This is a genomic window from Pseudomonas sp. GM79, from assembly GCF_000282495.1.
In the GTDB taxonomy this organism is placed as follows: domain Bacteria; phylum Pseudomonadota; class Gammaproteobacteria; order Pseudomonadales; family Pseudomonadaceae; genus Aquipseudomonas.
Genome location: NZ_AKJE01000081.1, coordinates 1 through 20,568, shown reverse-complemented (window position 1 = coordinate 20,568; position 20,568 = coordinate 1). Strand labels below are relative to the sequence as shown.

Below are 20,568 nucleotides of genomic sequence, written 5' to 3'. Positions count from 1 at the left end.
GATGACCCGGCGTCTGGTCTGGTGGTTGTTGTGTTTGATGCCTGCGCTGGCGACAGCGCAGGACGAACCGTTGCGACTGGGCTTCAAGGATGAATTGCTTTCGTTGAGCCAGACTCAGGTGATCTCGCGTCAGCCATTGCCTGCTGATCTGCAAACCCCTCTGGGCAGCTTGTGGAAGCTGTTTGTCTACGGCTGGCTGGTGGACACCGGCGCACGGGAACCGGCTTATGAATGTCGCGGGCAATCGAAGGAAGAAGTGTATTGCTGCACGGCGGGCGGCAGGATTGAGCGCGATCAGGCGTTGGTGAAGTCTTGCGGGTTGTACTTTGAGCCTGCACGGCTGGGCATTGCTGGCGCTGAATGGCGCGATTATTGGCAGGCGAGACAAGCGCCGAAGTGGCTGTTGGACTTGCCGTCGTTGCAACCGCAGACCCGGGTTTCGGTGGCTGAGTTGCTGAAGGTCTTGGCCGTGATGCCGGCGCAGGATCAGGCGCGGCGAGTGTTGCTTGATGTGGTGCTGAATGCTGCTGATGGCAATGTCGTCGGTGAGCTTGGCGGCCGGTTGCGGGTGAAAACCTGGAGCTGGCTGGGGGATCAGGATCCTTCGTCACGCCAGGGCGGGTTCGCTGGCTGGACGGCAGACGGCACGCCGATCTGGGCCGGTGGGCGCGGCACCAGTCAAATGGTCTTGCGCAATTACGGTCAGGCACTGGCGACGGTGTTGCCTTCGTCATGGCCGGCGGAGGCGGGGAAGTGCGTCGAGGTCAGCCTGTTCGCACGTTATCCGCTGAAACGCGTGCTGGCGGGAGATCGCGTGTTAGCGCCCGGGCCCTTGCAAGGCGACTATCGCGTCGAGTTCGCCAACGGCAATCAACTCGATATCCATAGCGACGGTGAGTTGTTCCTGCTCAAAGACACACTCGTCGCCCGTCTGGACCGCGAAGAATACGTCGCCCGCGTCCTGCAGCGCGAAGCCAGACCGGAACCCGCCGAAGCCGCCAAAGCCCTGAGCGTCGCGATCCGCACCTACCTGCTGCAAAACGCCACGCGCAACGGCGACTGCCTGAGCATCGAAGACAGCAGCAGCCGACAGCGCGTCGCCCCACGCCCGGCCGCGACCGAATCACGCAACATCGCCGCGTGGACCAGCGACCTGGTCCTGGCCGGCAGCGACGTCACCTATCACTCCGACCAACCGGGGCCGGACAAGCTCTCCTGGCAGCAAGCCGTCGAACAGGCCAATGCCGGTCAACGCTATGACGCCATCCTGCTGCACGCTTACCCACGCGCCAGCCTCAGCCGCTGGGACAATCCAGTGGCTTCCTGCGATGCATTGCCCGCCGCGCAAGACTGGCTGCAAAAACAACGCCGCGGTTGGCGACCACGGCTGGAAAGCGAGGTTGGCTACAACGAAGTCAACACCTTCGCCGTCTGCCGCCTGGCCTTCGGCCGTCCTTTTGTCGATCGCGAACGCCAGCGCATTTACGTGCGCGGCGTGCTGTCGCTGCAAGACCGCCTCGACCTGACCCACGAATACCTGCACCTGGCCTTCGAAGCACACCCCAACGGCCAGGATGAAACCTACATCGAAGGGCTCGCCCGCCACCTCTTGCTGGATTAGGCCATGAAACTCCGTTACCCACAGGTCCTCCTGTTCCTTTGTTCCTTTTGCGTATGGCCGACCACGTTCGCCACCGATAGCGCGGTCAAACTCGACACGCCCGTCGGCGGCTGGCGCACAGGCGCACCCGAAGGCGAAGGCGAAAACTTTCGTCAGACGGTTAATTACCCGGCGTCCTCGGTCAACACACCGGTGGGGCAGGCCAATACCGCTCGCATTACCGGCCAAATCAAATCCACGCCCAAGGGCAATGAGCCCGGCAAGCTGATCGTCAACGGCGTCAGCATGCCGCTGAAGCTCGACCCCACCGGCCGCTATGATCGCCCGTTCTCATTCCCCAACGGCAGCAACAGCGTTGAAGTCCGCAGCCCCGATGGCCAACAACGCCACCGCACGCAGTTCCTCAACACCAGCGGCGGCGCCACCCCGGCCAAGTTGCGAGTGCTGCTGGCCTGGGACAGCGATGGCACCGACCTCGACCTGCACCTCGTCACGCCTGACGGTGGCCACATCTGGTACGGCGACCGCGTCGCAGCCAACGGCGGCGCACTCGACGTCGACGTCACCACCGGCTACGGCCCGGAAATCTTCGCCATGCCAGCGCCGATCAAGGGGCAATACCTGGTGTACGTGAACTACTACGGTGGCGGGTATCGCAGTGATGAGGAGGGGCAGGAAGAGGCTGTTCAGCCCCTGACCACGGCGCAGATTACGGTGATTACGGAGGAGGGGACGCCGAACGAGAAGATGGAGACGTTCCTGGTGCCGATGCGGGCGGTGGGGGAGTTGACGTTGGTTAAGGGGTTTAGTTATCCGTGAGGAGATAACTGAGTTGTGAGTTATTCAAGTTTAGCTTTTTTCTGAGTCGGTCTTTTATCCAAAAGGCAGAGAAGGGCACCAATAACCGGGCTGACCACCGCTGTTTCTTGAAAGGATTGAACATGCTAAAGCGCTTGGCTCTTTCTGGGCTGTTTCTACTAATAGCGGCATTTGGGTATACGGCAGTCATGGGCCGCTTGGGCGGAGGTCCTGCTCCAACCCCGGAGCTTGATCAGCCAAACAAACAGGCTGATTTGATAACCGTCAATAAACAAGAAAGGCGGATGTTTCTGTGGCGAGAGGGTGTGGTATTGGCCGAATATCGCATAGCGCTTGGAGCGGCCGCGAATGACGGCGCAAAGCAACGAGAAGGGGATGAGAAAACGCCTGAGGGACGTTATTTCATCGATTGGCGCAATCCAAAATCAATGGCGTACCTTAGCTTGCACATTTCATATCCGAATCCGGCAGACGAAGCCGCTGCTCGTCATAACGGGTATTTGCCAGGCGGTAACATTATGATTCATGGTCTACCCAATGGATGGGCGTGGCTTGAACCGCTTCATCATCTGTGGGACTGGACTGATGGTTGCATTGCTGTAACTAACAGCGAAATGCGAAAAATCTGGATGTTGGTGCCTGACAGGACGCCAATTGAAATCAGATAGGACGCTGCCTGCACTTTCCAGCCCTTTAACTACCGAAGCCATGATGAACCTTACCCCGCCTCGTTTGAGATTGTTGTCGATACTGACCGTGACCCTGTTAGTGGTGGGCTGTACGTCCTACTACCTGTTTCGCCAGAGCAGTGCGTCGACAAGTGAAAGCTTCACCGCCGAGGACATGAACGAAGGCGGCGTAGAGGACATCGGCACGCTGGCACTGCCTGACGTGGAAAAGCGTCTGAACTACTTGATCCACGACACCGGTGAAACCCTCAGCGCTTTGGAGCTGGTCACTCACTCGGAATTTAGCCTGACAGTTGACGGAACCAAGCCCGCCGACGAGCAGAAGTTGCAATACGAGGAGTTGTTTGTCCCTTTCACCAGTGCGCAATTGAAAACTGCGCTGGCGTCGGTCCAGGACCTGCGTTTTGTTCAGACGCTGTTTGCTGATGGTTCCGAAGTGAGGTTTGACACCAGCAGCCTTGATCCTCTCTGGAAGCGCGCCGCCACGCCGGATAGTACCGTGCGCAGCGTTTGCGGTTTCGAGATGGCAGCGAGAAAGTCTTCGCCGATATAAAGGTGCAGTCCAAGGTTGAGTCGCACGATAGTGTGTCGTCCCGTGAACCCATCGCACTATCGGTCAACAAGCCCTTGGCTAGTCTCGGCCTGACGATCGCTTACCGCAGCTATCCGGCGTTCAAAAAAGTGGTTCTGGACAAGGATCACCCGCAGGTTACCCTGGACGACGGCCAATATTTTCAGCTCACTGCCCTTGGTGACGCAAGCGCCTCACTGTGGCTGAGTACGCCCAAAATGTCGACCTTCGTGGTGCAGGGTTTGACCGATTCGGGCAAGGCGCTTTACAGCAATGGCAACAACACCCGCTCCTTCCCCTCGGACGGCGATATTGCGGCGATGCGTGACTTTTACAAAGCCCTGCTGCAGACCAAGGATGATCTCGATCGGTTCAAGACCAGTCAGGCTGTGCAACAACGGCTGGAGCATTTGGTCAGTAATCTTTCCACTCAGGCGGGGCCGCTGAAAAACACCGAGGCCGACTACCAGTTCGAGGCCACGCCGCAACGTATCGTCATTCATGTGCTTGATCCGATGGAAGACAATACTGCCGTTATCAACGAGGTACACAACGTTCTTGCAGAGCAGACACGTTACATCGCCCGCGACCGGAAAACCGATCACTACGGCTTCATCGATCAGGCCGGACAGTGGTTGATCAAACCACGTTGGGTAGAGCTGCACGATAGCGTGGTGGCGGATATCTACACGTTGTTCACACTAGAAAAATCCAGCGACCCTCAATCTGACATGCAGGAATTGCGCAGCCAACTCGCCTATTTTCCCGCCGCTAGCAATAAACTCGTCTACCTGCCGTTCGAAAACATAACGCAGACACTGGACGATGGCCTGCTGCTGGTGGAGCGTGAAACCAACGGACCTTATGGGCTCTACGACGCCAGGAATCACCGTTTCACGTTGCCGATGAAGTTCGTCAACCCCACCGTCACCGGCAACGTGTTCATCGCCCGTCTTGGCAAAAAAACCTATGCCATGGAAGGCCTCTACGGCGCCTATACCTTGGCCGGCAAGGAGATTCTGCCACCACAGTTCTCTGACATCGAGCAAAGCGGTGGCTACCTCTACACCCACTCAGCCGATCGGAGTCGTCAGGACGTTTTCGACCTGGAAGGTAAACGGATCAACCTCCAGGGTTACAACGTGATAGGTCGGTTCTTCGGCGAGCAGCCACTGCTGGTGCGGGACGCTAAAAGTAAGAAATTTGCTTTTATCAACCGCCAGGGGACGCTGCTACCCATCAAGTTACCGTATGACGAGGTGGAGCCGTTTTCCAACGGCATGGCGGTGGTCGGGCGTGATCACAGCTATGGAGCCATCGACCTGACCGGCACGTTGCAGATTCCGCTGGAGTACAACAGGATCAACTCTTTCCAGACCCGCTACGCAGCCGCCGTCCCGGCCGGCGGTGGTAGTGGACTGGTGTTGATCAGTCAAAACAACAAACAGGTCAAGAAACTCGGTTCCTACACCAGCCTGAAAGTCCCTGATAACAGCAACGAAGCCCGTTACTACGTGAATGATCCGAGCAATCCTGACGAGTCTCTGGTCTATGACGCCGACGGCAATCTTGTGCGGAATGAAGAATAAAAAGGCTTCAAGAACAGTACCGACACGCAGTTGCGTCTGATCAACCTCAGGCACGTTGGTTAAGGGGTTTAGTTATCCGTGAATGCAATAGTCTCAGCAGTGCCTTGAACACCTGTTCGAGGGTGTTCTTGCGGGCCTCTTCGCGAGCAAGCCCGCTCCCACACTGGATCTACTGTGATCACGAAATTTGTGACCAACATCGATCAAATGTGGGAGCGGGCTTGCTCGCGAAGAGGCCGTCCCATCCACTACAAAACCCACAGTAAGACCGATAAACAGACAATGTTTAATCGACATCTCCAGCCGCCACCCCTGTCGTTGTCGGGGCATTGACTCAGTTATCGCCGACCCAAATCTGCGGTCTGCGCTCATGCCACGGCAGCGCCTGCTCCAATTGCCCCGCCAACCGTAACAACACCTCCTCAGCCCCGAATCGCGCAGCAAATTGCAGGCCGATGGGCAAACCCTGTTCGCGGGACATGGCCAGTGGCAACGACATCGCCGGCGTCCCCGCCACATTGAACACCGGTGTGAACGGTGAGTGCTCGAAGACCCGCGCAGTCCATTGCAAACCGTCCATGGTTTGCGCTCCACGGCTGTAGGTGTCGAGGGCGTGGGGCAGGCGCGGCAGGGTCGGCGTCAGCAGTACGTCGAAGTCGTCGAACCAACCGGCCACGCTGCGGGCGATGAGGTTACGCACTTCCAGCGCGCCGGCGAATTCCACGGCGCGGGCCTGTTGGCCATAGGCGTAGCAGGCGAGGGTGGCGGGCTCCAGGGTACTCAGGTCGATGGGCCGTGAAGTGGTGGCGGCGAGCCCGTCGATCCAGCGCACGAGGGTGGCACACCAGATGTGGGCGTTAGCCTGGACGAATGAATCCCACGACGTACCGAGTGGTGCGGTCACTCGTTCTACGCGATGACCGAGCGCTTCCAGTTCGCGGGCCACGGCCAAGGTGGCCTCGGCAATCTCGGGATCCGGTGCGGCGCCGTTCCACGGTGTGTCGAGCAGGCCGATGCGCAATCGTCCCGGATCGCGTCCCACCTGCGCCAGAAAACCTTCGTCCGGTGCAGCGGTGTAGTAAGGATCGCCCGGCGCATAGCCCTGGACGATGTCCATCAACGCCGCGCTGTCGCGCACGGTTCTCGACAGACCGAGTTGTACGCCGAAACCGGCAAATACCTCATCGAGCGCCGGGCCGTTCGAGGCTCTGCCGCGAGTCGGTTTCAGCCCGACCAGCCCGTTGTAAGATGCCGGTACGCGGATTGAACCCGCTGCGTCAGTGGCATGGGCAATCGGCACGATGCCGGCAGCGACCGCGGCACCCGAACCACCGCTCGATCCGCCGGCCGACAGCCGAGTGTCCCACGGGTTGCGGGTCGGGCCCTGGAGCACGGATTCGGTCTCGGTGCTAAAGGCCATTTCCGGGGTGGTGGTGCGCCCGAGGGTGGCGAGGCCGGCGGCGTTGAAGCGTTGCATCAGGTACGAATCCGACTCGGCCACCAGGCCTTGGGCCAATCGGCTGCCCAGTTCAACGCGGCGGCCGGCCGAGGTAATCGCCAGGTCCTTGATCAGGAAGGGCACACCGGCCAGCGGCCCCGTGCCCTCGGTGACAGTGGGCGACCAGTGTTCAATGACCGCGTTGATTTGCGGGTTGACCTGTTGCACGGCGGCAATGGCCAGCTCCGCCAGTTCAGCCGACGTGACTTCGCCAGTCGCCACCAATTGCGCGAGGCCGATACCGTCGTAGGTTGCATATTCGTTCAGATTCATGGGAGTTCTCCAGTTGAGAGCCCCGATGATAGGTGCCGCCCGCGGCGTTGATTAGCCCATAAAAGCGGTATGAAATGTGCCGTCAGTGGCACAATTGGGCCATCTTGATTTTCCCTCGCAGGTGGCTCGAATGATCCGGGACTTGAATGACACGCTGGTGTTTGTGCGCGTGGTGAGGTTGGGCAGTTTCACCGCCGCCGCCCATGCCTTGCAGATTCCGAAGACGACCGTCAGCCGCCGCGTGCGCGAGTTGGAACAGGCCATCGGTGTGCAGTTGTTGCGCCGTACCACGCGCCAGTTGAGCCTGACCGAGGCGGGAGCGGTTTACTTTGACCAGTGCAAGGACATCGCCACCACCCTGGAACACGCCGAGCTGGCAGTGCATCAACTGCGCGATGACCCGCGCGGCTGGCTGCGGGTGACGGTGCCGTACTCGTTCGGGGTCAGTTGGTTTTCACCGTTGGTGGCCGGTTTTCGTCAGGCGTACCCGCACATCAGACTGGAGATTCTGGCGTCCCACGTGCCGTTGGATCTGGTCGGCGAGGAGGTTGATGTGGCGCTGCGCCTCGGCGCCTTGCCGGATTCCAGTCTGGTCGCCCGCCGCCTGGCGAGTTACGCCACGGGCATCTACGCCGCGCCTGAGTACATCGAGCGCCATGGCTTGCCGGCGACGCCGGACGAACTGGTTCAACACCGGACATTGGTGCTGCATCAGGCTCGGCGCGATGTGGGTTACGTCTGGCCGTTGCGCAAGGCTGGCGCCAAAATGCGCAGTTATCGGGTTGAGCCGACCATCATCGCCAACGATCCCGCCCTGCTCAAAGATGCATTGTGTGCCGGCGAAGGGTTGAGCCTGGGCATGGATCAAAGCATGCAGGCCGATGTGGACGCGGGAAGACTGCGCCGGGTGCTGCCGGAATGGATCGGGCCGCCACAGGACCTGAATGCGGTAACGGCTCGGGAGCATTTGCCGTCGCCCAAGGTGACGGCGTTTATCGGGTTTTTGAAGGCGCACATGGCGACGGCTGAAGCTCGGCCTGATTCGGTGTGATTTAACCGGAAACAGGAGGGTGTTCTTGCTGGCCTTTTCGCGATGCAAGCCCGCTCCCACAGGGGATCTGCTGTGAACCCGTTTTTGCGATCGCCGCAGATCAAATGTGGGAGCGGGCTTGCTCGCGAAGAGGCCGGCCCATCCCACACAAAACCCATTAATGCGCCACAGCAGCCTTCGATTTACTGAACCGATAAAACAGATTGGGCTCGCTCACAATGTAGAGCTCGCCGTCGGCGTCCATGGTCATGCCTTCGGCTTGCGGTATGGTTTTTTCGAGGTCAGCCGTCAGACCGAGCAAGGAGCGGATGCTGACGAAAGTTCCGTCCTGATCGAGTTCGGTCAGGTTGGAGGACTGCTCGCTCAGCACCAGCAAGTGACCGGTCCGAGGATCGTAGTAACCCTCGGATAGATCCATGCCGAATACGCTACGGTCTATCCAGCTCGTCAAGTCCTTGATGCGCACCTGCAACGGGCCACCCATGGAGGCAAGCATGCCCGTGACCGAATACAGCTGCCGCGGATCGCGCTCCTTGATCGCGAAGATACGATCATTGGCCGCGTCATAGGTCACGCCTTCAAAGCCCTTGTTGTGTTCGCTCAGGTTTATCTCGATGGCGACAAATTGTGCGTTTTCCACAGGGATGGGGCCTGGGCTGTCCGGCAAGGTCAGGACGTACAGTCGCTGCAAGCTTTCATCGGCGATTAGCACGCGACCGTTACCCATGTAAGCAATGCCTTCGGTGTCCTGGAACCCGATCAGCGGGTAACGTTCGAGCAAGTCGCCGTTACGGCTCATTGCCACAATCTCCATGGGCGCACCATTGGTGATGCCCAGCAGACGATCGTGATCCGGGTCATAGGCGATGCCGGACAAATTAGTCACGTCTGCAACAGGCTTGGCCTGGATCACGGCCTTATAGTCCGGCAGCCAGATATTTTTGTCCGGTGCCTGATTGCCGTGCCAGAGGTTTTGCCAGTGCGCATACAGCTGCCGGTGGACCATAAAATGTACCGAAACCGCGTAGGCGCCAAGCAATACAACAATGAAAAATATTCCCGGCTTCCATGCCTTGCTCATGACTTTTCCTTGTCCCAGCTGAAGCGATAGACCTTGAGTGGCTGCCCGGGATGGCAACGGCCGTTATCGGCATCGGCGCCGACGATCGACCACTGCGCACGAGACGTTTCGCCCAGCGCATGGGCGGCTTCAGGATTGAAACACCGGCTCAACACTCCGTCCGGCACCAAGGCGTACGCCTCACGGTGGTCGCGCAACCACTGTGCTGCTTGTTCGACCGAGGAGTCTTTCATCCCGAAATGCACGATCGGCTGCCGGGCGAATAGCCAGTGGCCCTCGCGCCAGTTGACCAGCACCAGATCGGCACCGTGGGTCATGGTCGCCGCCTGCGCCATGAGCGCTTCATGGGGGTTGCGACCGTCCTTGATCGTCTCGATGAAACCGCGGGCGAACCACAAAACAAACCAGGTCACCACCAGCGCCTGGAATATGCGCCGACCGCGCGGGCGTTTGCCGAACCAGCGCTTGAGCAGCCATGGAATCAGCGGCGCTGCCACCAGCACCAGCCCTGGCAGCGCCGGATAGATGTACAACTTGCGCTTGCCGCTGCTCAGGCAGAAGAACAACACCACCAGCACGACCCAGCCCAGCAGCACCAGCACTCGACCGTCGTGTTTGCGCAGTTGCCGGCGCCAGGCCGGCACCAGCCAAGGCAGGGCCAGCACCAACGGCAGCCAATATTGCGGGATGACGTTGACGAAGAAATACCAGAACGGTTCGCGGTGATCCCACGCGGCGGCATAGCGTGCCGCTGTCTGACGCAGCAGGATTTCTCGCGCATAGGCAATTTCATCCGCAGTGCCATTGAGCACAATGGAAAGCGCCAAGGGCAGTAGCCAGATGGCGATGGCGCCGAGGGCGACCAAGAAGCCCAGGAACCACTTGCGCGCTTCGCCCGGCATGGCCACCACACCGGACCAGTTTTTACGCACCGCATAGGCATACGGAATCAGCATCAGGACAGGGACGAAGCCGACCCCTTTGGTGATCACGCCAATGCCCATGGCGGCGCAGCCCACATAGAACCAACGCCAGGCCGGCCCGAGCAGCAGGTGCCGCGCCAGCCCGTACAGGCCCAGCGAGGTGAACAGAATCAAAAAGCTGTCGATCTGCCCGGTTCGCAAGATGCTGTAAGTCTGATAGGTGGCCAGGTACAAGAGCGCCGCCGTCCGACCGATGCGCTGATTCCATAATCTGCGACCCAGATCGTAGACCATGGCCGTGACCGTTGCGGCCGACAGAAGCCCCGGAATATAAAGGGCGAGGGCAGGCAGGCCGGTAAGCCACGCGAAGAATGCTACCGTCCACATAAAGATCGGCGGCTTGTCGCCGTATATCTCCGCGGCGCGGTGGGGGATGAACCACGCGCCGTTGTGCAGCATTTCCAGGGCCACGCCGAGGAAGCGTTCTTCGTCCACATTCTGCGGTTGACGCAGCCCCAGCCCGGCACCGATCAACAGCAAGGCGAGCAGCATCAGGCCCAGGCATTCGATCCCGGGCGACAGGGTTTTGCGCATGGCTCAGTCCTTTAAATGTCTGCTGCGGGCAATCAATTGCAAGTTGCGCAAATAGACGATGGAGCCAAAGGCCTGGCCGACAATGAAGACCGGGTCTTGCCGGTAAATGGCGTACGCGAACAGCAAGGTGCTGCCGACGATGCTCAGGTACCAGAAGCTCACCGGGATCACGCTGCGTTTCTTGTATTCGCTGTACAGCCACTGCAAGACAAAGCGACCGGTAAAGGCGATCTGGCCACCGAAGCCGATCACCAGCCATAGGGTTTCGCGGGAGAGGTTCATCCTTCGATCTCCTGTGCGTTGGTGTTCAACCGGGTGCGCTTGATCAGCCACCAAACGCCGAACAGGTCGAGAATGCCCACCAGGGCACGGTCGATGTTGCCGTATTTGGACACCCCTGCGGTGCGGGGGCGGTGGTTGACCGGATGGACGATCATGCGGCCGTTGTGACGCTGGATCAGCGCAGGAATGAACCGATGCATATGGTCGAAGTACGGCAAGCGCAGAAACGCCGCGCGCTCGATCAGCTTCAGCCCACAGCCGGTGTCCGGCGTGGCGTCCTTGAGCAGGCGGCTGCGCAGGCCGTTGGCGAAACGCGAGGCCCAGCGCTTGCTGGCGGTATCGCGGCGATTGACCCGGTGCCCGGCTACCAACTGAACGTCTACCAGACCCTGTTCACCGCGCACCAGCGCCAACATCCCGGGGATGTCCGCGGGGTCGTTTTGACCGTCGCCATCGAGTGTCGCCAGCCATTGGCCCCGGGCATTCAGCGCGGCATGGTAGAGCGAAGTGCTTTGCCCCAGCGAACGCTCATGACGCAGGATGCGCAACGTGCTCAGACCGTTGTTTTTGATCTGCCGCAGTTCATGCAAGGTGGAATCGGTACTGCCGTCGTCCACGACAATGATTTCGTAAGCCTCATCGGCCAACGCGGTGTGGATTTCCTCAAGTAAGGGCTTGAGGTTGTTTGCTTCGTTTTTTGCTGGAATCAATACAGATACAAAGATGTCTTGGCTCATAGAGTCCCCCTTGCGCCTTGGTCTTTTATTATCAAGGGCTCACGTTTCATATCTGATAGAAGTGGCGATACCACTTCACAAATTCCGTCACGCCTGCTTCAACCGTCACCTGAGGGCGGAAGTCGACCCATTCGGCCAATGCCGAAATATCGGCCCAGGTCTTGATCACATCGCCTGCCTGTAGCGGCATGAAGTTGCGTTGGGCCTTGATGCCCAGCGCCGATTCCAGGCAATCGACGAATTCCAGCAGCGGCACCGGCTGGCCGCGGCCTATGTTGAAGATTCGGTTTACACCATCGCCGGGCCCGTTCGGCACCGGTGGTTTTGAGCGCAGGCGGGCGATGCTTTCGACGATGTCGTCGATGTAAGTGAAGTCGCGCGACATCTGGCCATGGTTATAGATGTCAATCGGCAAGCCTTTGATGATCGCCTCGGTAAACTTGAACAGCGCCATGTCGGGGCGGCCCCAAGGCCCGTAAACGGTAAAAAAGCGCAGGCCGCTGGCCTTCAGGCCATAGAGGTGGCAGTAGCTGTGCGCCAACAGTTCATTGGCTCGTTTAGTGGCGGCGTACAACGAAATGGGATGATCGACGCTGTCTTCGACGCTGAACGGCATTTTGCTGTTGGTGCCATACACCGAGCTGCTCGAGGCATAGATCAGATGCGCGGGGCGGTGGTGTCGGCAGGCTTCCAGCATATTCAGGAAACCCACCAGATTGGACTGCGCATAGACGTCCGGGTTGTCCAGCGAATAGCGAACGCCCGCCTGGGCCGCCAAGTGCACAACCTCGGTGAAAGCATGGTCTTCGAATAACGCCATCAAGGCCGGTTTGTCGACGATGTCCAGAGTCTGGAAACGAAAGCCCGGCAAGGGTTCCAGCGCCTTGAGCCGTGCATGTTTGAGTTCCACGCTGTAGTAGTCGTTGAGATTGTCGATACCGACCACTTCAAGGCCTTCCCGACACAATCGCTTGACGGTGTGATACCCGATGAAACCGGCGGCGCCCGTGACCAGAACCGTCATGAGGCCCGCGCCTGTGCGCGACCAATCCCCGCCGTGCGCAAAGGAGGCCTTTGCATGACATTCACCCCTGAGTGCGTGCTGATCAGCGTATGTGTTTGGGTCGATATCACCGTTGGCTCCATGCCTTGCTCCATTGTTTTATCAAAGGCCCGCGCGATGCTCATCATGAGCCGCAGCACCCGCAGCCACGCATAACGTGCCTGCTGGGTTGTAAAAAAAACGTTAAGCATTCATGTCGATTTTGTGACTGTCTCCTGATGCGCTGACTTCACAGCCCTGCACCCAGCATCTTCAGGTATAGGGGGCTTTCGGAGATCGAGTTGTGGCCCGTGCCCGGTATCACTTGCAGCGAGGCCACGCCCTTGGCGAAATGGGTGTAGAGCTGGTCCGTGCTTGAGCGCGGTATGACTTCGTCGTGCTCGGCGGCAATCAACAGTGTCGGTACGGTGATGTGAGCGGCGTATTTCCAGGATTCGAACTTGTCCCGAAGCAGCCACTTCACCGGGAACCAGCGGAACTGGCGGGCGGCGAGGTCTTCAAGGCTGTTGTAGGGCGTGATCAGGATCAGCCGCGAGGCCGGGCGTTGGCTGGCGAGGCGCACGGCGACACCGGAACCGAGGCTGCGCCCGACTACCGCAATATTGGTATGGGTGTTGTAAACCATGTCGAACAAGGTCATGGCATCTTGCTGAATCGCCTCCTCGGACGGCGACCCGGAACTGCCACCGTAGCCTCGGTAATGCAGCAAGTAGATCGCATGATCCGCAAAGGCCTGCGAAAACCCGGGCAGGCTGCGGGAAACATCCTCGGCATTGCCACCAAAGTAGATCAACGCCTTCGGGCCGTCGTGTGGCCTGACGGTCACCAGCACCTGCGCATCGGCGACTTGCAGCGTCAGCAGTGTTTCGGGTGAGTCGATGGCGCGTGGTTGCGGGTAGTAGATGAGGGCGCGTTGAAACACGAACAACGCCGAGCAGAGCACCAGGTACGCAATTGCAATGAAAGCGAAGAGAGACATCAGGGGGCGCGACATTCGACTAAGTTTAGTGGACGACATGGACTGCTTTGGGCCTTGAGACAGCTATTGCCTGAGTGCGGCCAAAGTGTAGTTCAGCAAATTCAGCTGTACAGGAGAGGTGCCCAATGTCAGTCAATCAAGCGCAATTCCTGTGGGAGCGGGCTTGCTCGCGAAAGCGGTGTGTCAGGCAGCATCAATGTTGACTGTGCCGCCGTCTTCGCGAGCAAGCCCGCTCCCACAGGGTTGCGTGTTACTGACTGGTCTTTGCCTATGATTGTTTTCAGCCGTAGAAAAATACTCACGCTGGCTGCCGGTGTTTCGGCGGTCTTCACCTTCGATCCGGCCTATGCCGCATCGGCGCCGTCGACGGAAACAGGAGGCAAGAACATGCTGACCCGAGCCATTCCTTCCAGCAACGAGCCGTTACCCATAGTCGGGTTGGGCACCTATCGCGGCTTTGATGTCGCGCCTTCCGACGCCGCCTACAAGCAACTGCCCGCCGTGCTCATCGCGTTGTTCGAGAAGGGCGGCACGGTGATCGACAGCTCGCCGATGTATGGTCGTGCCGAGCAGACGACCGGTGAGTTGCTGTCGATCCATCGGCCTCGTTCGCCTGCGTTTCTGGCCACCAAGGTCTGGACCCAGGGTCGCGAAGAAGGCATCGCGCAGATGGAACAGTCGTTCAAGCTGTTGCAGACAGACCGTATCGATCTGATGCAGATTCACAACCTGCTGGACTGGAAAATCCACCTGCCCATTCTGCGCCAATGGAAGGCAGAAGGGCGCATCCGCTACATCGGCATCACCCATTACACGGCGTCGGCGTATGACGAAGTGGAGGCCGTGTTGAAAGCCGAGCCGCTGGACTTTTTGCAGATCAACTATGCCCTGGACGACCGCGGCGTCGAGAAACGAATCCTGCCGCTGTGTCGCGAGCGCGGCGTGGCGGTGATCTGCAATCGGCCTTTCGGTGGCGGTGACCTGCTCGCGCGATTGAAAGGCAAACCGCTGCCGGGATGGGCCGCGCAAGTGGGGGTCATTAGCTGGGCGCAATTGGCGCTCAAGTTCCTGCTGGCTCATCCGGCGGTGACCTGTGTCATCCCCGGCACGAGCAACCCGCGTTACATGGCGGAAAACGCCGGTGCAGGTGCAGGCCCGATGCTGACGGATGCGCAACGCCAACAGTTGATGGCCTTGGTGGGGTAGGCCCGTTGGTGGGGCGATTAATGCCAGTCAGTCAAGCGCAATCCATGTGGGAGCGGGCTTGCTCGCGAAGGCGGTGTGTCAGGCAACATCAATGTCGACTGACACTCCCTCTTCGCGAGCAAGCCCGCTCCCACAGGTTTTGTGGCTTAACTGACTGACATTCCAGCTGCCGGCAATGCGTCGGCAGTCTCCAGCGGAATCTCCAGGGTGAAAAGCGCCCCCTTGCCCGGTCCATTACTATGGACGCGAAGGTGCCCATTCATCTCCACCGCCGCGAGCGCACAACTGTGCAGGCCAAAACCGTGACCTTCCTTGCGGGTGGTGAAGCCGTGATTGAAGATTCGGGTCAAGTTCTCGGCCGCGATTCCTTCGCCCTGATCCTCTACGCTGAGGCGCAGTATTGCGTTATCGATAATCTTGACGCCCAGCGTCATATGGCGCTGATGGTCGCTGACCTTGGACATTGCATATTTGGCATTGCTGATCAGGTTGATCAGGATCAACAGCAGCCGGTGTTTGTCGCCGATGATCGTCGGCGCGTCCTGGTAGTCCTTGGTGACGACGACATGGTGCCGGCTCAAGGCGCCGGAATTCATGCGTAACGCATCCTCGAACAGATCGACGACGTTCAACGGCTCGACCAGCCTGGCCGCACCGGCATAGGCCTGTTGAGTGGAAACGATGTCCTTGATGTGATCGATGCTTTTGGTCAGTTGCGACAGCTCGTCAACGATGCTCGATTGCTCGTTCGCGATGGAGTCGACCAGTTGATTGAGGTAAAGGGGGAGCAATTTGCCTTTTTCATCGCACGTGATGAACTGCCCCAGGTCTTCGGCATGTTCGTTCATCATTTTCACCGCTTTACCCAGGCCGAGGGTTTTACTGGCTGCCAATTTGCGGGTGATTACATCTGCCGAGACGTTAACGCTGTTCAGCACATTGCCGACGTTGTGCAGCACATTGGTCGCGATCTCTGCCATGCCGGCCATTCGCGCGGCATCGACCAGTTCGCGCTCGGCTTCCAGCAGTTCGCGGGTGCGTTCTTCGACGCGTTGTTCCAGTCGCTCGTTTGCCGTTTGCAACTCACTGTTCATTTTGTTGATCAGGGCATAACTGCGAATCAGGCGGCCGGCCAGATACAACAACAGCAGCGCCATGATGCCGGCGCATATGCCCAGGTAAAGGTGATATTGGCGGTCTGTCGCGCTGGTGCGCCGTTGTTTCTCGTTCAATAATTCGTTGATGCTGTCCAACTGCCGTGCGACCGGAATCACACTGATGCGATCAAGCAGATCATTGACGATGGGCTGTTCTCGAACAATGGCATTCACCGCGTCTACAAAGGCAGTGAAAGGCGGGCGCTGTTCGAGCGGCAGTTGATTGATGTAGTCATTCAGGTACTTCATATGTCCGGAGATTTCCTCGGCCCTTTCGCTGGAGACATAGAGGGCGTATTCAAGGGTATCCAACGTAACATCGAACACCACTGAGGCCGCCACAGCATCCACTTTCGGGCGTTTGTCGTTGAAATCTTCCAGCAACACCCGAATGTTATCTTCCAGCTCAGGCAGGGCCTCGAATGATATTCGCAAGGCCGTGTTGTGCTGTTTGAATTGCTCAACCAGTCGGGTTTTGTTTTCTAACGCATCCAGATAACCCTGGCGTCGAGTTTGCCAAAGGGTCGAGAGGGGGCCGGTTGTATTGAGGTTGTCGAGCTGCGCCCATCGCTGTTCTGCTTCAGCGGGTGCTCCCAGAAACAAATTGTCGTTCAGGCCGATTTTGGCTCTCAGAATCTTCACGTTCCAGTTGGCATCGAACTGCTTGAGTTGGCGAACGAAGTCGCGGGACTCGAAGTAGGTCGATGTGTCGTAGGAATAGGATTTGATCAGCAAAAATATCAATACGCTGAAAAGGGTCAGCGCAATGGCGCCCAAGGCTGTCCATTTGTAATGATTGGAAAGCTTCATTGCGGCATTCCTCCCTGGGCCATCCTGAGGGAGAGGTTTTGCCAACGGTTAATGATTTCCATTTTTGCGCTCCCTGCAAAATGGCGATGATCACCACATTGTTTGTAAGCCTAGCGTTGTTGGCGGACACCGTTGAAAAAAACACCGAACGGCGGGTCGGCACTCGTTGTTAGAGCCCTGAGTGTTGAAACACCCCTCGGCGGATCCAATGACGCCGAGGGGCGTTTTTTTACAGATAGAGACTATGAATGACCTGACGACTGTCATCGGGATCGTGACGGGTCTCAAAGCCCAAGGCTTTGGCCAAATCGCGCATGGGGGCATTGCTGGCGGCGTCGACGGAATACATCTGACGAAAACCATTCTTGCGCGCGGCCTTGATCAAATGCTCCATCAGCGTCGTGCCCAAGCCCAGATGCTGGTATTCATCGGCAATCGTCACGGCACATTCACACTCGTTGTCGGCGGTGGCGGCATAGCGGCTGACACCGATTTCAATCAGTTTGCCGTTGTCATGGACCAGGGCGATGTAAGCCAACCGCTTCTTGCCGTCGACATCCATCAACTGGTCGAGCATGGCCGTGCCGGGCTCATTGACTTGCGCCAGAAAGCGCATGTGCCGCGACTCCGGGGACAGCTGCTTGATAAAAGCATATTCACGTTCGCGGTCTTTTTCTGTCAGCGGCCGGATCAGCACATGGCGCCCGTCCCTGAGCGCTTCAATCCAGTACTGTCCGGAGACGGCAGCGTAGGCGGCAGCCGCTCGGTCATTGTGGTCTTTAACAGTGAGCATGGTGCAATTCTCCATCCGGGTTGAAAGGCTCGCGCGTCGCAACGAACCACGCGGTTCATTTCTTTTTACGCCGCCGGCGGCGCTTGAATCTGATCTGGATCAGACACTCGTGACAGGCAGGCTCAAACGCTCGCATCTGATGTAAATCAACCGGGGTAGGGAGCAACGAGCGCAGTCTGGGAACATACCGGCGCTTTGGACCGGCACCGAATCGAGGTGTGTTATGGGTCAATATCAACGTGTGTTGCTGATCGCCGACCGAACCCTGTACCAATCCCCGGCCTTGCAGCGCGCCGTTGCCCTCGCCAAGGTCAGCGGGGCGATTCTGGATGTGCGGGCGTTCATAGAACCGGCCCCGATCATCCATTTGTGGGAAGAAAAAACCGATGAGGCGGAGTACCAGCGCTATCTGCGCCGCTATCGCCGCTGGATGGCGGAAGAAATTCAGCGCCTCAGCGGTGAGGGACTGAAAGTGAGCGTGGAAGTGGTCTTTACCACTCATCCATTGCTGGACATCCTGAGGTGCGTCGAAGATCTCAAGCCCGACCTGCTGATCAAGGACGTCACGCTGGAGCCGCTGCTCAAGCGCGTGTTTGTCACCCCTCTGGATTGCCATCTGCTGCGCGAATGCCAAGTGCCGGTGCATCTGGTCAATGAGGCCCGTCACGCTTTGCCGCACCGGATCGTGGCGGCAGTGGATCCGTTCGACCCCTCGACGCAAATCAGTGGCCTCAACGACACCATCATTCAATCGGCGAATGCACTGGCCCTGCAATGCGATGTACCGTTGCATCTGCTGTACGCGTATGACTTGTCGCCGGCCTTCAATGGCGATGCGCCCTTGGTCAGCGGTGGGTGGAACGTGGACTTCATGGAGGAGCTGCGGCAATCCCTGCACCAGACGTTTGTCAGCCTGGCCGATCGCTATGGCGTGCCACCGGAGCGCCGGCATTTCATCATGGGCCTGCCGGCGCCGGTGCTGAGTGAGTTTGTCGAGGAGTATCTGGTCGATGTCGTTGTAATGGGAACGGTGCATCGGGTGGGGTTCGATCGGTTGATCGGCAGCAACACGGAACGAGCGCTTTACTCGGTGCCGGGCAGTATTCTGGCGGTCAAGCAGCCGGGATCGCGTATCAGGGGATGAGCACAATCGCGCCTTTGATCTGACCGGTCCGCAGGCTGGCCAGTGCCTGATTGGCATCGTCCAGGGCGAAACAGGTGACATCGCTGTGCACGGGCGTATGACGCAGCTCTGCAAAAAACGCCGTGCCGTCCTCGCGAGTCAGGTTTGCCACTGAACGGATGCTGCGTTCGCCCCACAGCAATCGATAAGGGAAGCTGGGGATGTCGCTCATGTGGATGCCCGCGCAAATCACACAGCCACCCTTGACGGTGGCCTCCAGCGCCGGTGGCACCAGCGCACCGACGGGGGCGAAGATCAGGCTGGCGTCGAGCGGGTGAGGCGGCGGTTGATCCGAGGGGCCTGCCCATTCGGCGCCCAGGGTTCGGGCATAGGCCTGGCCCTCGCTGTCGCCCGGACGGGTGAAGGCATACACCTGCTGCCCCCGGCCCCGTGCCACCTGAATTGCCAGATGCGCCGCCGCGCCGAAGCCATAGAGACCCAGATGACGCGCCCCTTTGGCCATTTGCAAGGCGCGAAAACCGATCAGCCCGGCACACAGTAACGGTGCGGCTTCGGCGGCCGAGAGCGCGTCCGGGATGGGAAAACAGAAATGGGCGTCGGCAACGGTGTACTCGGCATAACCGCCATCCAGGTGACAGCCGGTGAACCGGGCGCGATCGCAGAGGTTCTCCCGGCCCGAGCGGCAGAATGTGCACTCACCGCACGTCCAGCCGAGCCAGGGAACGCCCACGCGCTTACCGATACAGTCGGGCGCGACGTTGGCACCCACCGCCGTCACTTCACCGACGATTTCATGGCCCGGCACCCGCGGCAGCACTGCTTGCGGCAATTCACCATCCACCAGATGCAGGTCGGTGCGGCACACGCCACAGGCCAGGACTTTGATTAACAGTTGGTGTGCGTCGGGTATCGGGATGGCACGCTCCTCCCGTTGCAGCGGCTGGCCGGGGGCATGCAAAACCATCGCGCGCATGATAATTCTCCAAAAGCCGATGCACCTGGGGCGTCAGGGGGGCGACTGCCGGTGACAGCCGACGACCAATTGCTTGAGCCCGTCCAGATTCAGGACTTTGACGTTACGCCCGCAAATCTCGACCAACCCCTGATCCCGCAGATGAGCGATGCCCCGGCAGATGGTTTCCAGGCGCAGGCCCAGATACGAGCCGATCTCTTCACGGCGCATCTTCAGCACGAAGTCTCTGGACGAGTACCCGCGAATGCTCAGCCGTTGCGACAGGTTCAGCAGGAAGGCCGCCAGGCGTTCATCGGAGTTCATGTTGCCCATCATCATGAGCATGCTGTGATCACGAACGATTTCCCGGCTCAGGAGCTTGTTCATGTTGTGTTGCAGTGAGGGCAACTCCTGGGCGAGTTTCTCCAGTTGTGCGTAGTGCAGGGGGCAGACTTCGCTGTCTTCCAGGGCAAAGGCGCTGCAGGTGTGCCGATCGTCGCTGATGGCGTCCAGACCGAGCATCTCGCCGGGTATCTGAAAACCGGTCACCTGCTCGCGGCCATCGACCGACAGCATGCTGGTCTTGAATGCACCAATGCGTACCGCATACAGCGAGCGCAACGGATCACCGGCCCGGTACAGGGCGGCACCTTTTTTCACCTTTACCCGCTGAACGATCAGGGTATCCAGCCGCTCGACCTCCTGGCCGGTCAAGCCGATCGGCAGGGACAACTCC

At 59.1% G+C, this 20,568-nt stretch carries 20 protein-coding genes; 9 read left to right on the top strand and 11 right to left on the bottom strand.

Annotated elements, in window-relative coordinates:
• Window position 1 precedes the first annotated feature (1 nt).
• The 5 genes from PMI36_RS07970 to PMI36_RS0129790 all read left to right on the top strand — a co-directional run bounded on the left by PMI36_RS07970 (window position 2) and on the right by PMI36_RS0129790 (window position 5,289).
• Window positions 2-1,621: a DUF2300 domain-containing protein gene (locus tag PMI36_RS07970; protein ID WP_008073989.1), complete on the top strand. Its 1,620-nt coding sequence runs from the start codon at window positions 2-4 to the stop codon at window positions 1,619-1,621.
• Window positions 1,622-1,624: 3 nt separating this feature from the next.
• The gene (locus PMI36_RS07975; protein ID WP_008073988.1) at window positions 1,625-2,440 is read left to right on the top strand and encodes a YfaP family protein; all 816 of its coding nucleotides are present in this window, start codon (window positions 1,625-1,627) and stop codon (window positions 2,438-2,440) included.
• A gap of 122 nt (window positions 2,441-2,562) precedes the next feature.
• Entirely contained in the window at window positions 2,563-3,108 is a 546-nt protein-coding gene (locus PMI36_RS07980) for a L,D-transpeptidase family protein (protein WP_008073987.1), read from the top strand.
• Window positions 3,109-3,148: 40 nt separating this feature from the next.
• Window positions 3,149-3,682 (top strand): hypothetical protein, encoded by a 534-nt coding sequence (locus PMI36_RS32105; protein WP_008073985.1) that lies wholly within the window; start codon window positions 3,149-3,151, stop codon window positions 3,680-3,682.
• 74 nt (window positions 3,683-3,756) lie between these two features.
• Entirely contained in the window at window positions 3,757-5,289 is a 1,533-nt protein-coding gene (locus PMI36_RS0129790) for a WG repeat-containing protein (RefSeq protein WP_238543591.1), read from the top strand.
• A gap of 334 nt (window positions 5,290-5,623) precedes the next feature.
• On the opposite strand, the gene PMI36_RS07985 is transcribed toward PMI36_RS0129790, so the two are convergent.
• Window positions 5,624-7,060, bottom strand: a complete 1,437-nt coding sequence (locus tag PMI36_RS07985; protein ID WP_008073981.1) for an amidase — start codon at window positions 7,058-7,060, stop codon at window positions 5,624-5,626.
• A gap of 130 nt (window positions 7,061-7,190) precedes the next feature.
• Between PMI36_RS07985 and PMI36_RS07990 the strand changes: the two genes are divergently transcribed.
• Window positions 7,191-8,111 (top strand): LysR family transcriptional regulator, encoded by a 921-nt coding sequence (locus PMI36_RS07990; protein WP_008073979.1) that lies wholly within the window; start codon window positions 7,191-7,193, stop codon window positions 8,109-8,111.
• Between the two features lie 157 nt (window positions 8,112-8,268).
• Here PMI36_RS07990 and PMI36_RS07995 read toward each other — a convergent pair whose 3' ends face one another.
• From PMI36_RS07995 to PMI36_RS08015, 5 genes are read right to left on the bottom strand one after another with little or no spacing between them, the layout of a single operon-like run.
• Window positions 8,269-9,192 (bottom strand): SdiA-regulated domain-containing protein, encoded by a 924-nt coding sequence (locus PMI36_RS07995; RefSeq protein ID WP_008073977.1) that lies wholly within the window; start codon window positions 9,190-9,192, stop codon window positions 8,269-8,271.
• Complete coding sequence (locus PMI36_RS08000) at window positions 9,189-10,709, bottom strand: ArnT family glycosyltransferase (RefSeq protein ID WP_008073975.1); 1,521 nt, start codon at window positions 10,707-10,709, stop codon at window positions 9,189-9,191. The genes PMI36_RS07995 and PMI36_RS08000 overlap by 4 nt, the downstream gene beginning before the upstream one ends.
• Before the next feature lie 3 nt (window positions 10,710-10,712).
• A complete protein-coding gene (locus PMI36_RS08005; RefSeq protein ID WP_008008386.1) occupies window positions 10,713-10,991 on the bottom strand; it encodes a lipid-A-disaccharide synthase N-terminal domain-containing protein in 279 nt (92 codons plus the stop codon).
• Window positions 10,988-11,728, bottom strand: coding sequence for a glycosyltransferase family 2 protein (locus PMI36_RS08010; protein ID WP_008073973.1), 741 nt, complete (start codon window positions 11,726-11,728; stop codon window positions 10,988-10,990). Before PMI36_RS08010 ends, PMI36_RS08005 begins: the two co-directional genes overlap by 4 nt.
• A gap of 46 nt (window positions 11,729-11,774) precedes the next feature.
• Window positions 11,775-12,752, bottom strand: a complete 978-nt coding sequence (locus tag PMI36_RS08015) for an NAD-dependent epimerase (RefSeq protein ID WP_008073971.1) — start codon at window positions 12,750-12,752, stop codon at window positions 11,775-11,777.
• A 54-nt stretch (window positions 12,753-12,806) separates the two neighbouring features.
• Between PMI36_RS08015 and PMI36_RS31535 the strand changes: the two genes are divergently transcribed.
• Window positions 12,807-12,947: a hypothetical protein gene (locus tag PMI36_RS31535; protein ID WP_157214968.1), complete on the top strand. Its 141-nt coding sequence runs from the start codon at window positions 12,807-12,809 to the stop codon at window positions 12,945-12,947.
• A gap of 73 nt (window positions 12,948-13,020) precedes the next feature.
• Here PMI36_RS31535 and PMI36_RS08020 read toward each other — a convergent pair whose 3' ends face one another.
• Window positions 13,021-13,809: an alpha/beta hydrolase gene (locus PMI36_RS08020; RefSeq protein ID WP_008073968.1), complete on the bottom strand. Its 789-nt coding sequence runs from the start codon at window positions 13,807-13,809 to the stop codon at window positions 13,021-13,023.
• A gap of 348 nt (window positions 13,810-14,157) precedes the next feature.
• Here PMI36_RS08020 and PMI36_RS08025 point away from each other — a divergent pair, with 348 nt between their 5' ends.
• Window positions 14,158-14,976 (top strand): aldo/keto reductase, encoded by an 819-nt coding sequence (locus PMI36_RS08025; protein ID WP_008073967.1) that lies wholly within the window; start codon window positions 14,158-14,160, stop codon window positions 14,974-14,976.
• Window positions 14,977-15,122: 146 nt separating this feature from the next.
• On the opposite strand, the gene PMI36_RS08030 is transcribed toward PMI36_RS08025, so the two are convergent.
• Entirely contained in the window at window positions 15,123-16,943 is a 1,821-nt protein-coding gene (locus PMI36_RS08030; protein WP_008073966.1) for a DAHL domain-containing protein, read from the bottom strand.
• A 229-nt stretch (window positions 16,944-17,172) separates the two neighbouring features.
• Window positions 17,173-17,736 carry a GNAT family N-acetyltransferase gene (locus PMI36_RS08035; protein ID WP_008073965.1) on the bottom strand — a complete coding sequence of 188 codons (564 nt, stop codon included), beginning with the start codon at window positions 17,734-17,736 and terminating at the stop codon, window positions 17,173-17,175.
• Window positions 17,737-17,959: 223 nt separating this feature from the next.
• Here PMI36_RS08035 and PMI36_RS08040 point away from each other — a divergent pair, with 223 nt between their 5' ends.
• Window positions 17,960-18,880 (top strand): universal stress protein, encoded by a 921-nt coding sequence (locus tag PMI36_RS08040; RefSeq protein ID WP_008073964.1) that lies wholly within the window; start codon window positions 17,960-17,962, stop codon window positions 18,878-18,880.
• On the opposite strand, the gene PMI36_RS08045 is transcribed toward PMI36_RS08040, so the two are convergent.
• Both PMI36_RS08045 and PMI36_RS08050 read right to left on the bottom strand, forming a co-directional pair.
• A complete protein-coding gene (locus PMI36_RS08045; protein WP_008073963.1) occupies window positions 18,870-19,853 on the bottom strand; it encodes a zinc-dependent alcohol dehydrogenase family protein in 984 nt (327 codons plus the stop codon). The genes PMI36_RS08040 and PMI36_RS08045 overlap by 11 nt on opposite strands.
• A 33-nt stretch (window positions 19,854-19,886) precedes the next feature.
• Window positions 19,887-20,568: helix-turn-helix domain-containing protein (locus PMI36_RS08050; RefSeq protein ID WP_008073962.1), on the bottom strand; the 682-nt coding region annotated here is incomplete at its 5' end.

Bases quoted from the DNA above. Each gene is read 5' to 3' on its own strand.
- PMI36_RS07995 (WP_008073977.1), bottom strand. From the start codon at position 9,192: ATGAGCAAGGCATGGAAGCCGGGAATATTTTTCATTGTTGTATTGCTT.
- PMI36_RS07985 (WP_008073981.1), bottom strand. From the start codon at position 7,060: ATGAATCTGAACGAATATGCAACCTACGACGGTATCGGCCTCGCGCAA.
- PMI36_RS08035 (WP_008073965.1), bottom strand. From the start codon at position 17,736: ATGCTCACTGTTAAAGACCACAATGACCGAGCGGCTGCCGCCTACGCT.
- PMI36_RS08015 (WP_008073971.1), bottom strand. From the start codon at position 12,752: ATGACGGTTCTGGTCACGGGCGCCGCCGGTTTCATCGGGTATCACACC.
- PMI36_RS08040 (WP_008073964.1), top strand. From the start codon at position 17,960: ATGGGTCAATATCAACGTGTGTTGCTGATCGCCGACCGAACCCTGTAC.
- PMI36_RS08005 (WP_008008386.1), bottom strand. From the start codon at position 10,991: ATGAACCTCTCCCGCGAAACCCTATGGCTGGTGATCGGCTTCGGTGGC.
- PMI36_RS08020 (WP_008073968.1), bottom strand. From the start codon at position 13,809: ATGTCGTCCACTAAACTTAGTCGAATGTCGCGCCCCCTGATGTCTCTC.
- PMI36_RS07970 (WP_008073989.1), top strand. From the start codon at position 2: ATGACCCGGCGTCTGGTCTGGTGGTTGTTGTGTTTGATGCCTGCGCTG.
- PMI36_RS08030 (WP_008073966.1), bottom strand. From the start codon at position 16,943: ATGAAGCTTTCCAATCATTACAAATGGACAGCCTTGGGCGCCATTGCG.
- PMI36_RS08010 (WP_008073973.1), bottom strand. From the start codon at position 11,728: ATGAGCCAAGACATCTTTGTATCTGTATTGATTCCAGCAAAAAACGAA.
- PMI36_RS08000 (WP_008073975.1), bottom strand. From the start codon at position 10,709: ATGCGCAAAACCCTGTCGCCCGGGATCGAATGCCTGGGCCTGATGCTG.
- PMI36_RS07975 (WP_008073988.1), top strand. From the start codon at position 1,625: ATGAAACTCCGTTACCCACAGGTCCTCCTGTTCCTTTGTTCCTTTTGC.
- PMI36_RS08045 (WP_008073963.1), bottom strand. From the start codon at position 19,853: ATGCGCGCGATGGTTTTGCATGCCCCCGGCCAGCCGCTGCAACGGGAG.
- PMI36_RS31535 (WP_157214968.1), top strand. From the start codon at position 12,807: ATGACATTCACCCCTGAGTGCGTGCTGATCAGCGTATGTGTTTGGGTC.
- PMI36_RS32105 (WP_008073985.1), top strand. From the start codon at position 3,149: ATGATGAACCTTACCCCGCCTCGTTTGAGATTGTTGTCGATACTGACC.
- PMI36_RS07990 (WP_008073979.1), top strand. From the start codon at position 7,191: ATGATCCGGGACTTGAATGACACGCTGGTGTTTGTGCGCGTGGTGAGG.
- PMI36_RS07980 (WP_008073987.1), top strand. From the start codon at position 2,563: ATGCTAAAGCGCTTGGCTCTTTCTGGGCTGTTTCTACTAATAGCGGCA.
- PMI36_RS08025 (WP_008073967.1), top strand. From the start codon at position 14,158: ATGCTGACCCGAGCCATTCCTTCCAGCAACGAGCCGTTACCCATAGTC.